Origin of the sequence: Paraburkholderia fungorum, assembly GCF_046026025.1 — a bacterium.
Classification (GTDB): Bacteria; Pseudomonadota; Gammaproteobacteria; order Burkholderiales; family Burkholderiaceae; genus Paraburkholderia; species Paraburkholderia fungorum_E.
The window spans coordinates 83,789-98,386 of sequence record NZ_JAQQFL010000003.1 but is presented as its reverse complement, the minus strand read 5'-3'; the positions used below and the strand labels follow the sequence as shown (position 1 = coordinate 98,386).

Here is a 14,598-nt window from a genome sequence, read left to right as displayed (position 1 = left end):
CAGGACGACCTCACCGCAAATGCGGTGAACCTGTCAGCAAGGGATTAGATGGCGCGAGGCGGCCGCCACAGGCCAGTCGGCTCACGGACCGGCAGCGACTGCGTGTAGTGGAAAACAACGGTGCTCGACAACCCGGCAGGCCGGGTTATTCCGGTTGGAGAAACCGGGTGATACAGACTGCCAAGCTGGCATTGCGCCGTGACTTTGCAGAAAAAGCGCTTCACCTTTTCGGGCTGCGATGAATGCATGGACTCGCAACCGGGCATCTCAGCCGACATCGCGTCACCCTCGTCGGCGCTCATGCTCATCTGCATGGGACACGCTCCCGTCAAGCCGCTGGCCGCCAGCCCACTCATGGGCAGCGCAGCACACAGCAACAGAAGGAGCAAAGTCCGCAGAAATTTCATGACCGGGATTATAGCCGCGGCATTTCAATCGCGTGCGTCACGGATACGCAGGATTTGCAGGCAACGAAATATGCGCTGACGTGAAAAAACGCCCGATTCTGGGCGTTTTTTGTGTGCGCGTGAGCCGTCGCAGCGATGCGATGCCGGTTGATTAAACCACCGCTTCGACAATCGCCTGCGTACGAGCCGATCTCATCAGCCCCTCGACCATCTTCGCTTCCGCGTTCGCGATTTCGCTCAACGATGCGGCGGACAACTGCCCGTCGAGAATCGCCAGCGCCGTGCAGAGACGGGCGTATTCGCCGTCCTCCAGCAACCAGGCACCGTCCTGGTGCTCACGCGTGTCGAGCTCCACCATTGCCGCATGCGCGCTTTCGATATCGGCCAGGACGTCCTCTCCAAGACCCAGACGCGCCAATTCTTGCGACACCAGCAAATGCCGGCTCAAGGTCAGGTGCAAATCCCGCGAACCCCGACCGCGCCGGAACGCATCAAGAGCGGTGTAGCACTGCAGGAGCATCGCCGCGGTGATCGGCTCATGGGCGGTGCGGCTAAAGGTCAGCGCGCGCAGCAGCGGGGACATCGCCGACTGGGTGTGCTTGCGGACTCGCGATTTACTGGACATAGGGATTCAACCTCCTTCGCTAACTCTCGGCTTTGCCACCGAATGGTGTGCTCTCCGGCGGCAAACGCCGCCGATGGGCCGGCGGCTTGACAGGCCCAAACTGTGAGTCTGTGCAGCCATCATGGCAAGCAACTATTAAGACAGACTTAAACAACTTAAAGTCTCGATTGCGCGTGACATCTCGCTGCGCACGAACAAACTTTTCGCTGTAGCGGCACCGAAATGCAACGCTGCCATATAGGTTCGGACGGGTTAAATACAAGTCGCATTTGCCGCATCGACGAAAAAAAACCCTATTCCCGCGAGGGAACAGGGTTTGACAGGATGGAACGGTCGTACAGGCGCGTGGATGCTTGCAGACCTAAAACCCACCACAAACTAACAAAGCTGTTGCTGCTTGCACTGCTACGTTGTTACTTGTACTGCTACTGCGTCACAGCCCGGTCCCTCGCCATCAACATCACCGCACTGCAACCCCCTGCTGATTCGCGCGCATTGGTACTGCGATTGCGCGTTGTTTGCATTGCTTCGACTTCCTACTGCTTTACTGCCTTGCCACGTTAAACAACCGCGGCAAACTGCCATCAACGGTACGGTTCAAAACAACGCGGGGGAAGACCGCGTCGATGGGCTCGGTGACTTGTCGCTCCATGGAAAACAGTTTATGTGAGCATGCGCGAATGCAATTGCGCGAAACGAGGGGCATTGGCAGGCCAGTTTGCCGAATCGGCACAGCGTGGATTTCTTCAGACGTGAGCGATGAAATTGAAGGGTCGAAACACAAGCACGTGGTAAAAAGGGGCGGCTAGCAGCGACCATTCTTATTCGCCACCCACGCGCCGGAGACGTTCCCCGCATGTCCGACCAAGAGCCTGCCCTTACCCTGCGTCCAGCGTTAGAAGCCGATGAGCACTTTCTCTTCGAACTGCGCAAAGCCACCATGACCGAGCATCTGGCCCAGGCCGGCGAGCCCATCGACGATGCACAACATCGCGCCCGTCTGCTTCACCGCTACGATGCGGCGCGCGTGATCTGCCTCGACGGCGCGCCGGCTGGTTTGCTGAAAGCGTATCGCACCGAGACGGAATGGGTCGTCGTGCAATTGCAAATTGCGCCAGCTCTTCAAGGGCGCGGCATCGGTGAGCGCGCGCTGCGCACGGTCTTGCTGGCCGCGCAGGCCGACGCATTGCCGGTCGCACTCAAGGTGCTCAAAGGCAATCCCGCAAGGCGGCTCTATCAACGCCTCGGCTTCGACATTGTCGACGAAGACGAAATACAGTTTCACATGAGATGCACGCCGCACGCGTCGGCGCAAACTCAAGCAGAATGGGCGTCTGATAAAGACGGAACCGCAACGGACCTGGTTATGACCTTTCGCGACACTTCAGCCATTCAGAGCTGGCACGTCCACGTTTACTTCGATTCAGGCAGCCGCGACGCCGCCTGGACCTTTCGTGAACAGATCGAAGCGCACTGGAACGGCAAACTGCAATTGGGCCGCTTTCACGAACGCCCGGTCGGACCGCATCCCATGTGGTCGTATCAGCTCGCGTTCGAGCCGGACCAGTTCGCCGAACTCGTCGGCTGGCTCACGCTGAATCACGGCGCACTCGATATTTTTCTGCACCCGAATACCGGCGACAGCTTGCGCGATCACCGCGACGCGGCGATATGGATCGGTCACTCGCATGACCTGGTCCTGAGCGCGTTGAACTAACGGGCCAAAGCGTTTTTAATCACACAGCGCAATGCGTAGGCCGCTTGCGCGGTCACATATTCGAATACGAACTACACCAGCCGCGCGCAGCGACCTCCTTGTCGCCAAACAGCGTACAGCCACCGTATGCGTCCGACGCCTTGCCCTGGAATAGCGAACAGTTGGCGCAGGTTTGTCCGGCGGCATAGCCAGGGAATTTCGCCTTGTCGACCCTGGATGCGTCTTCGGTATAGCCGACGGCTTGCGCCTTCGGATCGGCTTCGCTCAATCTGTTCGCGGTGTCGGCGAACGCGAGACGGGACAGCACGAGCGATGAGCTCGCGCCCACACTCAGCATCAGAAAATGGCGGCGTGAGGTTTTCATCTTGGTCGGCAGGGGAGTAGGGATGCGCGTCAATTGGGATCAATCAAGGAATCGCGCGAACCGTTCAACCGGTTCGCGCTCGGTGCGCAGCGTATTGACCACTGCGCTCTCGTCGGCGAAACCGAGCGACATGCCGCACACCAGTTGTTCTTCCGCCGGCAGGCCGAGATGCTCGGCAATCACGCGGTGAAACGGCGTAAATGCGGCCTGCGGACAGGTATCGAGACCACGTCCGCGCGCCGCCGTCATGATCGCTTGCAGGAACATGCCATAGTCGAGCCAGCTGCCGCGCGCCATCACCCGCTCGATCGTAAAGAACAGGCCAACTGGCGCGCCAAAAAACCGGTAATTCTGCGCGTGCTGTTCATGCATGCGCGCCTTGTCGCTCTTTTCGATGCCCAGCAGGCCATACAGATCCCAGCCGATCTTGCGGCGGCGATCGATATACGGCGACACCCATTGGTGTGGGTAGTAGCGATACTCTTCCTGATACAGCGCATCGCGCTGGGGGTCGTCATAGGCGGCAACCAGAGCCTGCGACAGTCGCGCGAGCGACTCGCCCGTCGCCACGTACACTTTCCACGGTTGGGTATTGGTGCCCGACGGCGCGCGGCTGGCCGCTTCGAGAATCGCTTCGATCTCGGCGCGCGCAACCGGTGTGGGCAGAAAAGCGCGGATCGAGCGCCGCGAGATCAGCGCGGCGTCGACCTGATTGGGGGATGGGGTCATCGGCGGAATTCCGGCAGAGCCAACAGTTTTGGCGGTCTGCGAAGATTCTAGCGTGACTGTCTACTTTCCCGCTGGCGGGCGTGCAGGATGCGGGATGGGCGAACCACGGCCGCAGCGGCGTCTAGCTCGACCCCATACACACCGCAGCGACGATCGATCCGATCACCAGCGCCGCGCCGACGGTTTTGCGTTTGTTCAGCTCCGTCCAGAGCAGCACGCCGGTGAGCGACAGCAGAATGATGCTGCCCGCCAGGGTATCGATCAGCAACACCCAGCCGACGCTCAAGCCGACGCCCTTGTGCAAATTCGTGAGCGTCGCGAGAACCGAGTTCTCGCTGCGCTTGACCGTCACGTAACCGTTGCCAACCCAATACTCAGCGGCTGTGTTTTCATGGGGCGACGCGAAATTGAGCTGCCAGCGCTCCGGCTGGACCATGCTGTGCTCACCCCATGCGACCGGATGCGCGGGCTCTTTCTGCGCGCGTCCCGGGTTGCCGGTCAGTTTCAGTTCCTGCTTCAGCCACTTGCCGAGTTCGCGCGGCGTTTGCGGCGCCGGTTGCGGCAACGGCACCTGCACGACCGACACCTGCGGCTCGCCGGTCGACACCCTGAGCGGCCCGCCGCGATGATTCAGCAGAAAGCCGGTGGTGCCAAACAGCAAACCCAACGCCGCGCCCCACAAACCGATCCAGCCATGCACTTTGCGCAACCATTTGACGAAGGTGGCGCGCCGCGAGCGCTGCTGCCGTGCCTTCAGTTCGCCACGTTCGAACTGCTGCGGCCCGCGCGCGGCGGCGTCGATCGCCGCAGCCGGTTGAAAATCAATAACCTCGGGTCCGCTCACGTTTCGCTCCAGGTGCGCAACAGGTTGTGATAGCAGCCCACCAGGCTGCGGTGCGCCGCATCGTCGGCCTGGGTGGCGTTCAGACGTTGGATCGCCGTATCCATATCGAATAGCAAGGCACGCTGCGTGTCACTGCGCACGAGGCTTTGCACCCAGAAGAAGCTGGCGAGGCGCGCACCGCGCGTGACCGGCGTGACCTGATGGAGGCTGGTGGCCGGATACACGATCATGTCGCCCGCCGGCAACTTGACCTGCTGCACGCCGTAGGTGTCTTCGACAACGAGTTCGCCACCGTCGTATTCACCGGGTTCGGAGAGGAACAGCGTCACGGACACGTCCGTGCGCAGCTTCACGCCGTTGGGCAACACCCGCACCGCACCGTCCACGTGGCTGCCGAACTGCATGCCGCCTTCGTAGCGATTGAAGAGCGGCGGATACACCTGGTTCGGCAACGCCGCGCTGATGAACAGCGGGTTGCGCTCGATCGACGCGAGAATCACGTCGCCGAGCTCACGCGCGAGCGGTGAATGCTCGGCGATCTGCTGATTGCGTTTGACCGGTGCGCCCTGATAACCGGCGGTCGCCCGGCCGTCGACCCATGCGTCGCCCGCGCTATCGAGCCGTTCACGCACAAAGCGCAACTGCTCGGCGTTCAGTACATTCGGAATGTGCAGCAGCATCTTGAGTTTCCTTGGCCTCTTTCCTTAGCCTCGTTCCGTGGCCTCTTACGCCGGCCTGCCGTTTGTGAAAGCGGCAAGCCTACCGCATCAATGAGGCATCCTTCAGAACCGGTAATCGACCGTCGCCAGCAGCGTGCGTCCGATACCCGGCACGGAACGGCCGCCGTCAGACTGGATGAGCGCGTCGTAGTACATCTTGTTGGTCAGGTTCAGCAGATTCAGCCGAACGTCGTACTTCTTCGCGTGATACGCGGCGGTCGCATCCCAACGGGTGTAGCCCGGCACCTGCACGTAGTTCGTATTCGACGCATAGCGCGGCGACATATAGGTCGGACCGCCGCCGATTTCCCAGTGCGGCGTGATCGCGTAGGTGGACCAGAGCGTGAGCGTGTTGCGCGGCGTGTTGGCCGGCGTGTGCCCTTGCGTGCCGTCGAGCGCCTTCAGGACGACGGCGTCCATGTATGTGTAGCCGCCGAAAATCTGCCACTTGTCGGTGATGTGGCCCGTCACGCCGGCCTGGAATCCGTCGACGCGAATGTCACCATCGAGTTCGTATTCGGTCGGCGAAACTTGCGTACGCGCGTTGGTCATCTCCTCGCGGAAGAACGCGGACGTCACTGAGATATTGCCGCCCAGCAGATCCCACTTGCCGCCAACTTCATACGACCTGGTCGACTCCGGCGCAAGGTTCTGCGTCAGGTTGGTCACCGTCAAGGCTTCGAGCGACGGGTCGAACGACGTGCCATACGACACGTAGTACGACTGCCAGTCGGCGGGCTGGTAAATCACGCCCGCGCGCACGCTAGTGAAGAAATTGGTTTGGCTCGCGTAGAGCGGCGCCGTGATCGAGTTATGAATCTGCGCCTGGAAGCGATCCCAGCGCAGGCCGCCGATCACCTTCCAGTGCTGGCCAAGCGACACCGTATCGTTCACGTAACCGGCGATCTCATTCGAACCCGAATTGGCGTAGTTGCCGACCGTGGTGGTCACACCCGCAGGCGACGACAGATAAGCCGGGTCCACCATCGAAACGACCGGCAAGTTGTTGCGCGTGTATGCCTGGTTCGAATAGCTGTCGTGACCGAGTTCGATGCCGGCGATCAGGTCGTGCTTGATCGCGCCGGTGTTGAATTTGTATTCGAGCGTCGTGTCGTTGTACAGCGCGTGGTTCTCGATCACACGGTCGTGGCTTTGCAACTTGATGAACAGTTGCGAGGGCGACAATGTCGTGTAATTTCCGTTGGTCAGTGCGGTACTGCTGGCAAGCGGCCCCGTCAGTACGGCTTGTGGTGCGGTTTCGCGCGCATCGGTCAGCGAATGCGAGAACTGTGTCTGGTTCTGCAGCGTGAGATCGTCCGAGAACTTGTGCTTGATGCCTGCCGTGAAGGTCTGGACGTCCTGGATCGTGCGGTCGGTGGTAAGGCCGTAGAAGGTGTTTTTCGGCACCGGCGAAGGACGTCCGTTCAACGCCTGCACGCCGTAGTCGGGCATGTCGTAGTTGTGCTGGATCAGCGCCGAGATCGTCACTTCGGTCGGGGTACCGATGCCGAAACGCACCTCCGGCGCGATGCCGTAGTCCTTGTTCTTCATCTCGTCGCGCGTCGAACCGAGACTTTGGCCGAATGCGTTCAGGCGGATCGCGGCCGTATCTGTCAGCTTATGGTTCACGTCGACGGTGCTGCGATAGCGGTCGTCGGTGCCGATCATTCCCGTCACTTCCGCCGAGTCTTGCAGGTTCGCTTTCTTGCTGACCTGGTTGATCACGCCACCCGTCGAACCACGGCCGAACAACATCGACGACGGTCCATACAGCACCTCGAGTTCTTCGAGATCGAAGGTGTCGCGATAGTACTGGTTGCGGTCGCGGAACCCATCCAGATAGATGTCGTTCTGCGCGGTGAAGCCGCGCAAGTTGATGTTGTTGCCGATCTGGCCGCCTTCAGCCCCGCCGATGGTCACGCCCGGTGCATTACGCAACGCGTCCTGAAACGACGTGGCGCCCTGGGAGGCGAGCACCGCCTTGTTGATCACCGTCACCGTCTGCGGAATGTCGCGCAATGCGGTGGGCGTCTTGGCGCCGACTGTCGAGCGCTCGGCCTGGAAGTCCGGTTGTTCAGCTTGCGCCGCGACGCCGATAGTCGGCAAGGTCGCGTTATCGGCCACGGTATTCGTCGATGCGCTCTGAGCCGACGGCTGCGATGCGGCTTGCGGCGCGGTCTGCGCGACTGCGGGCGTGGCGAATGGCACGGCAAAAGCTAGCGCTAACGCAGTCGCCAGCGGCGTGTGATTGAACATGGGAAATCCGGTCAGAAGTGCGCTTGCCCGATCCGCATGTTCAGCATGGAATCGATGACAAAACCGCAATTGGCTGGCTGACGGTCCCCTGCTCAGAGCAAAGACGACGCGGTGGCTGGCTGATTGTTAAATGAGAATCGGTATCATTCCATACGCATAACAGCGCATCAATCGCGCCAAAGCTTACCTGGCGCAATCGAATTATTTCGGTTTTTTACCAACGTATGGCATTCGTAATTTTCAATGTGCCATCGCCAGTCCTGTATTACGCATTTGTAATGCACAGAGGCCCTCTACAAAGACGATGCTTGCAATTCGCCGGATTGAGAACTTTCTAGATACTGACAATTTACGCGCCCCGCATACACTGGCCATCGAACGCGAAATCGCCGCACCGTTTATCCTTTTTGCAACACTGCAACCCGCAACCGTTCCGTCCTGCTTCGGAGTTGACCATGCAATACCGCAAATTCGGCCGCACTGGCCTGACCGTTTCGCGCCTATGCCTCGGCACGATGACCTTTGGCCTGCAGACTGAAGAAGATGCCTCGCATCGCATTCTCGATACGGCGGCGGACGCCGGCGTGAACTTCATCGATACCGCCAACGTTTATCCGCTCGGCGGCGGCGAGAACATTGCCGGACGCACGGAGGAAATCGTCGGACGCTGGCTCAAGGGCAAACGCGACCGCTTCATTCTGGCGACCAAGGCGGTTGGCAAAATGGGACCGTCCGCGTGGGACCAAGGCGCGTCGCGCAAACATCTGCTGGATGCCATCGACGCATCGCTGCGCCGCCTCGGCACGGATTACGTGGACCTGTACCAGCTCCATTCCGACGACGCGAATACGCCGCTCGATGAAACGCTGGAGGCGCTGGACGTGATCGTACGGTCGGGCAAGGCGCGGTATATCGGCGTGTCGAACTTCCTCGCCTATCGGCTGGCGCGGGCGCTGGGCCGCGCCGACGTCTTGCGCGCAGCGCGGTTCGTGTCGGTGCAGCCCCGCTATAACCTGCTGTTCCGGCAGATCGAGCGGGAGTTATTGCCTTTGGCGGCCGAAGAGCAACTGGCCGTGATGCCGTATAACCCGCTCGCGGGCGGCTTGCTGACGGGTAAGCATAGGGTGGATGCGGCGCCCACGTCGGGGCGATTCACCGAAACCGTCGGCAAGGCGGGGGCGATGTACCAGGAGCGGTACTGGCACAAGCGGGAATTCGAAACGATCGAAAAGCTGAAGGCGATTGCGACGACGACAGGCGAGTCGTTGACCCGGGTTTCGCTTGCCTGGGTACTGGCGAATCCGCTGATTACCTCGGCGATTATCGGCGCCAGCCGCGCTGAGCAATTGGGCGACACGCTGGCGGCTTCGGACCTTGTGCTCGATGCGCAAGTCAAGGCGCAGCTTGATGAGCTGACTTTGGAATATCGCTGGGGTGATGCGGCGAGGTAACGCGTTGCCTGTAACGGCGTCGGCCGATTGCCCGGCCGACGCCGCACGCATCACTTGAACTGGCCGGTCCGCGCATTGGCCTCCGGCAACTGCCGGGTCTCGCGCAGCGACTTGGGATGCCACAGGCGCGCACCGCCTTCGATTCCCGCATCGTTCGATACGGTCGCGACGTTCGCGGGCAACTTGAAGGCTAGCCGTGCCGCGTTGCCACCGCCGATCCACAGCTTGTCGTAGTTCACCAGCGAATCGAGAATTTCGATCACCTTCTCGACCCGGCGATTCCAGCGCTTATTGCCCGCCTTCTTGCGCGCCGCGTCGCCGACGTATTCGTCGTACGCTGCGCCCTTCTTGCTAACCGGATGATGCGCAAGTTCGAGGTGCGGCATCAACTCGCCATCGCGGAACAGCGCTGTGCCCGCACCTGTGCCGAGTGTCAGCACGAACTCGAGCCCATGACCTTCGATCGCGGCAAAACCCTGCATCTCGGCGTCGTTGATCATCCGCACCGGCAGGCCGCCCAGGCGCTTCGCCAGCGAATCCGCCAACGGAATGTCGTGCCAGCCTTCAACGCCGAAATGCGGCGCGGTCAGAATGCGGTTGTTGCGTACCACGCCGGGAAAGCCGATCGACATCAGCGAGGGCGGCGCCTCCTTGACAAGCGGCGCGACCAGCTTCGCCAACGCATCCACCAGTTGATCCGGCGTGCACGGATGCGGCGTTGCCACGCGCAAGCGCTCGGTTTTCATCTTCCCGTCCGCATCGATGATCGCGGCTTTCAGGCCCGTGCCACCGACATCGATCGCCAGAATTCGCTCGGTACTGCTTTTTACTTTCGTCTTACGTGTGGCCACGGTACCCCCGATTGTGTTGGTGCGTCTCACGATTTACTTCTTTTCCACGGCATCCTGCTTCAGAGGCCGCCATGCATGGCCGTCGCGCGCGAGCAGCGCATCTGCTTCAGCCGGCCCCTCGCTGCCAGCCGGATAACCGCGCACGGGTATCGCGCCGCCGGTCTTCGGGTGCAGCACGTCGTCCACCGCGCACCAGCTCGTCTCGATGCTGTCGGCGCGCTGGAACAGGGTCTCGTCGCCGAGCATGCAGTCGTACAGCAAGGTTTCGTAGCCAACGTTGGCCCGTTCAGCGAAGAAATCGGCATAGTCGAATGACGACTGAACCGCGCCGATCTGCATCACCGGCCCCGGTGTCTTCACGTTGAAGTCGAAACTCGTGCCGTGTGCGGGATCGATACGCAAGGTCAGCACATTCGGCGTCAACGCGTCGACCGGCGTGTCGCGGAACAGACGGAACGGCACCGGTTTCAGTTGCACCGAAATCTCCGTGCGGCGCGCAGCAAGCCGCTTACCGGTGCGCAGATAGAACGGCACACCCGCCCAACGCCAGTTCTCGATATAGACGCGCGCGGCCGCGTACGTCTCCGTCGTACTGCCGGGCGCGACGTCCGGTTCCTCACGATAGCCGACACCTGCCGGCCCTTTTTCGTACTGACCGAAGACGACGTCGTCGGCGGTTAGCGGCTGGATCGCGTCGGAGATCTCGGCCTTCTTGTCGCGCACGGCTTCGGCGTCGAACGAATTGGGTGGTTCCATGGCGACCATGCCGAGCAACTGGAACAGGTGGTTCGGCAGCATGTCGCGGAACGCGCCAGTCTGCTCGTAAAACTTGCCGCGTCCCTCCACGCCGATCGTTTCGGCCGCGGTGATCTGCACACTGTCGATATATTCGCGCCGCCAGATCGGTTCGAACAAGGCATTCGCAAAGCGCACCGCGAGAATGCTCTGTACGGTGTCCTTACCGAGAAAGTGATCGATGCGATACACCTGCGACTCGTCCGCGTACGACAGAATGTGCGCGTTCAGATCGCGCGCGGTGGCAAGATCGGTGCCGAACGGCTTTTCGATCACGATACGGCGGAAGCCGCCGCCCTCGGCTTCTTTCAACAGGCCCACGTTGCCGAGATGCTCGACGATCGGCTTGAAAAAGCGCGCGCTGACCGCCAGGTAAAAAATCACGTTACTGCCGGGCGCTTGATCGAGTTTCTGCTTGAGCTTCGTGAACGTGTCGTCGGTTTCGAACTCGCCGGCCATGTATTCGAGCCGTTGCGCGACCCAGTCCCACGCTTTGTCGTCGAGCTTGCCCGCGTGGAAAGTGCTGGCTTTGTCGGCGGCGAACTGTTGCAGCGACGTGTGCAGATCCTCGCGCCACACGCTCGTCTCGCGCTCACCGTGATTCACGCCGATGATCTTCATGCCGTCGTCGAGCAGCCCGTCCACCGCGAGGTTGTACAGCGCGGGCATCAGCAGCCGTTTGGTCAGATCTCCGCCCGCGCCGAAGATCACCAGCGTGCAAGGCGGCGCAGGCCGCTTGCCGGCCGGCGATGACGGCGCCTGATGCGGACCCGCGCTGACTTTGCAACTGGGTTCGTGGCTGGCGGGATTTGGGGTGTTCGGAGTAGTCGACATGGGATTCACTTAAGGAAGCCAATGGAACGGACGTGGCGGTACAGGAAAGACCACGCTTGAACCCACTCAGTTCAAAAACTAAGGCTAAACCTGCCCGGCGCGCACGCCGCATGGCTTGTGTAACCTCACGCGCGGCCGGGTCGCCGCCCGGCACTCGCGACTCAACCCTCGCTACTTGGTCGCGGCCGCCGCCAGCGCGGACGCAGGTTCGGGCACAGACTCGGGGGGGCTTGCCGGAGCAGGCGCCGAAGTTGCAGAAGTCGCCGTTGGCATTGGCGCCTGATCCGGCTCGCCGGCGAGCGGCACATTGCCCGAGGCGCCCATCGCGCGCGGTTGCAGGAGCAACGCCACCAGCCCGGACCAGCCGGTTTGATGCGAAGCGCCCACGCCACGCCCGTTGTCGCCATGGAAATACTCATGGAACAGCACGAGATCGCGCGAACGCGGGTCGGCCTGCAGGAGTGGATACGCGCCCATCACCGGACGTTCGCCGTTCTTGTCCTTCAGGAACAAGGTGGTCGTCCGCCGCGCCAGTTCGTCGCCGATTTCGCTAAGCGAGAACTTATGCCCCGAGCCGGTTGGATACTCGACACGGAAATCGTCGCCGTAGTAGCGATGAAATTCGTACAGCGATTCGATCAGCAAATAGTTCACCGGCATCCACACCGGCCCGCGCCAGTTCGAATTGCCACCGAACACACGGGTGTCGGATTCAGCCGGCAGATACCGGACGGTGACGCTGGTGCCGTTGTGATTGAACTCGAACGGATGGTCGCGGTGGAACTGCGACAGTGCCCGCACGCCATGCTCGGAGAGGAATTCGCTTTCGTCGAGCGCACGGCGCAGCAAAGCTTTCATCCGATGCCCACGCAAGAGCGAAAGCAGCAACGCATTGCCCTTGCCGGGTTGGTCCCAGCGCGAAACCAGCCTCGCCAGATCGGGGCGATGTTCGAGGAACCACACGAGCCGCTCGCGCAGACCCGGCAAATGACCATGCAAACGTTCTTCGAGTACATGCACGGCAAACAGCGGAATCAGGCCGACGATCGAGCGCAGGCGCATCGGAATGTTGCTGCCGTCGGGCAGGCGCAGCTTGTCGTAGAAGAATTCGTCTTCGCTGTCCCATAGACCGGTATCGCAATCGTCGTCGCAACTCACGGCTTCGGCGATATACAGGAAGTGCTCGAAAAACTTCACGCCGATATCGACGAACACATGGTTCGCATACGCGAGCTCGAGCGCGATCCGCATCAGGTCGAGCGCGTACGCCGCCATCCACGCCGTGCCGTCGGCCTGGTCGATATGGCCACCGGTGGGTAGCGGCGACGAGCGGTCGAAAATGCCGACGTTGTCCAGCCCGAGAAAGCCGCCCTGGAAAATGTTGCGGCCGTCGGCGTCCTTGCGATTCACCCACCACGAGAAATTCAGCAGTAGCTTGTGGAAGACGAGTTCCAGAAAATCGCGATCCCCTTTGCCCGTGAGCGCACGGTCGATTTCATACACGCGCCAGGCAGCCCAGGCATGCACTGGGGGATTCGAGTCGCCGAGCGCCCACTCGTAGGCGGGCATCTGGCCGTTCGGATGCTGATAGCGATCCTTCACCAGCAGCAGCAATTGACGCTTGGCGAACGCGGGATCGATCAGCGCGAACGCGGCCGCATGAAACGCCAGGTCCCACGACGCGTACCACGGGTATTCCCACTTATCGGGCATCGACACGATATCCGCGTTGCACAGATGCCGCCAATCCACATTGCGACCGTGTTTGCGGGACTCAGGCGGCCTGGGTTGCAGCGGATCGCCTTCGAGCCAGCGCTGCACGTCGTACTGGTAGTACTGCTTGGACCACAACATGCCGGCAAGCGCCTGGCGCTGTACCAGGCGCGCGTCGGGGTCGGCGATTTCGTGTTGCAGCGCGCCATAGAATTCGTCGGCCTCGGCGATGCGGTGAGCGAACACCGCATCGGCATCGAGTTGCGCGTCGTCGGGACTCGACTGCGGACGCCAGCGCATGTACACCACGGCGCGGCCATGCGGGCCCAGTTCGATCGACGCGCGTGCGCCCGCCTTGGTGCCGGCGTCGCGGCGTATCGCCTGTTCCTCGCCGTGGACGAGGAAGTCGTTGAAACCGTCCTTGAACGGCCCCGTGCCATCCATGTTGAACAGGCGTCTGACGTTGGTGTCGTTTTCACAAAACAGCCACGCCATCTGCGGCGCGTCTTTCGACCACGCTGTCACGACGATCGGCTCGTGGCCATGCTGACGGCCGACCACATGCGCTCCACCGTCGTGGTCCAGGCCGGCGACGAGCGACGGTTTGTCCTTGTTCTCTTTCCACGACCACGAATTGCGCGCCCAGATCTGCGGCAGCACATCGAGCGAAGCGGCCTCGTCCGCACGATTCTCGATGGTTACGCGCATCAGAATGTCGTCGGGCGCATGTTTCGCGTATTCCACCTGCACGTCGAAATAACGCAAATCGTCGAACACGCCCGTGTCGAGGATCTCGTATTCCGGCATGTCGCCGCCACGCCGCGCGTTTTCCTGCACCAGGTCGTCGTACGGAAAGGCGGCCTGCGGGTACTTGTAGAGCATGCGCATGTACGAATGCGTGGGCGTACCGTCGACGTAGAAGTACAGCTCCTTTACATCCTCGCCGTGATTGCCCTGCGCGTTCGTGAGGCCGAACAGACGTTCCTTCAGGATCGAGTCTTTGCGGTTCCACAACGCGAGCGATACGCACCAGCCGAGTTTGTCGTCGCCGAAACCGGCGATGCCGTCTTCGCCCCAACGATAGGCGCGGCTACGTGCATGGTCGTGGGGAAAAGAGTCCCATGCTGTGCCGTCAGGGCTGTAATCCTCGCGCACCGTACCCCACTGACGCTCGCTGAGATACGGCCCCCAGCGCTGCCAACGGGCGCAGTCGGCGGAGTGCAGGCGGGAGCCTTCGATCGTGGCGAGCAGATTGGCAGCGCGCAGCGGTGGCATGACGGTGTCCTTGCGTCG

The 14,598-nt window shown here is 61.5% G+C and carries 12 protein-coding genes and 1 pseudogene; 3 read left to right on the top strand and 10 right to left on the bottom strand.

The window, feature by feature from the left end; translation table 11 throughout:
- Positions 1-44 precede the first annotated feature (44 nt).
- Both PQR67_RS04615 and PQR67_RS04610 read right to left on the bottom strand, forming a co-directional pair.
- On the bottom strand, positions 45-407 hold the full coding sequence (locus PQR67_RS04615) for a hypothetical protein (protein WP_408455084.1): 363 nt from the start codon (positions 405-407) through the stop codon (positions 45-47).
- A gap of 151 nt (positions 408-558) precedes the next feature.
- The gene (locus PQR67_RS04610) at positions 559-1,032 is read right to left on the bottom strand and encodes a hypothetical protein (RefSeq protein WP_408455081.1); all 474 of its coding nucleotides are present in this window, start codon (positions 1,030-1,032) and stop codon (positions 559-561) included.
- Positions 1,033-1,888: 856 nt separating this feature from the next.
- Between PQR67_RS04610 and PQR67_RS04605 the strand changes: the two are divergent.
- Positions 1,889-2,359: pseudogene (locus PQR67_RS04605) on the top strand (GNAT family N-acetyltransferase); the annotation flags it as partial.
- A gap of 39 nt (positions 2,360-2,398) precedes the next feature.
- Positions 2,399-2,749, top strand: coding sequence for a DOPA 4,5-dioxygenase family protein (locus PQR67_RS04600; RefSeq protein ID WP_408455861.1), 351 nt, complete (start codon positions 2,399-2,401; stop codon positions 2,747-2,749).
- Positions 2,750-2,801: 52 nt separating this feature from the next.
- On the opposite strand, the gene PQR67_RS04595 is transcribed toward PQR67_RS04600, so the two are convergent.
- From PQR67_RS04595 to PQR67_RS04575, 5 genes are all read right to left on the bottom strand, one after another.
- Positions 2,802-3,113, bottom strand: a complete 312-nt coding sequence (locus PQR67_RS04595) for a high-potential iron-sulfur protein (protein ID WP_408455078.1) — start codon at positions 3,111-3,113, stop codon at positions 2,802-2,804.
- Positions 3,114-3,152: 39 nt separating this feature from the next.
- Positions 3,153-3,842 carry a nitroreductase gene (locus tag PQR67_RS04590; protein WP_408455075.1) on the bottom strand — a complete coding sequence of 230 codons (690 nt, stop codon included), beginning with the start codon at positions 3,840-3,842 and terminating at the stop codon, positions 3,153-3,155.
- A gap of 121 nt (positions 3,843-3,963) precedes the next feature.
- Complete coding sequence (locus PQR67_RS04585) at positions 3,964-4,686, bottom strand: PepSY-associated TM helix domain-containing protein (protein ID WP_408455072.1); 723 nt, start codon at positions 4,684-4,686, stop codon at positions 3,964-3,966.
- On the bottom strand, positions 4,683-5,366 hold the full coding sequence (locus PQR67_RS04580; protein ID WP_408455069.1) for a Fe2+-dependent dioxygenase: 684 nt from the start codon (positions 5,364-5,366) through the stop codon (positions 4,683-4,685). The genes PQR67_RS04585 and PQR67_RS04580 overlap by 4 nt, the downstream gene beginning before the upstream one ends.
- A gap of 102 nt (positions 5,367-5,468) precedes the next feature.
- Complete coding sequence (locus PQR67_RS04575) at positions 5,469-7,661, bottom strand: TonB-dependent receptor (RefSeq protein WP_408455066.1); 2,193 nt, start codon at positions 7,659-7,661, stop codon at positions 5,469-5,471.
- Between the two features lie 455 nt (positions 7,662-8,116).
- Here PQR67_RS04575 and PQR67_RS04570 point away from each other — a divergent pair, with 455 nt between their 5' ends.
- Positions 8,117-9,112, top strand: a complete 996-nt coding sequence (locus tag PQR67_RS04570; RefSeq protein WP_408455063.1) for an aldo/keto reductase — start codon at positions 8,117-8,119, stop codon at positions 9,110-9,112.
- Between the two features lie 50 nt (positions 9,113-9,162).
- On the opposite strand, the gene PQR67_RS04565 is transcribed toward PQR67_RS04570, so the two are convergent.
- The 3 genes from PQR67_RS04565 to PQR67_RS04555 form a co-directional block, all read right to left on the bottom strand.
- Complete coding sequence (locus tag PQR67_RS04565; protein ID WP_408455859.1) at positions 9,163-9,963, bottom strand: ROK family protein; 801 nt, start codon at positions 9,961-9,963, stop codon at positions 9,163-9,165.
- A gap of 33 nt (positions 9,964-9,996) precedes the next feature.
- Entirely contained in the window at positions 9,997-11,592 is a 1,596-nt protein-coding gene (gene zwf, locus PQR67_RS04560) for a glucose-6-phosphate dehydrogenase (protein ID WP_408455060.1), read from the bottom strand.
- Positions 11,593-11,763: 171 nt separating this feature from the next.
- Positions 11,764-14,580, bottom strand: a complete 2,817-nt coding sequence (locus PQR67_RS04555) for an MGH1-like glycoside hydrolase domain-containing protein (RefSeq protein ID WP_408455057.1) — start codon at positions 14,578-14,580, stop codon at positions 11,764-11,766.
- Positions 14,581-14,598: the final 18 nt, after the last annotated feature.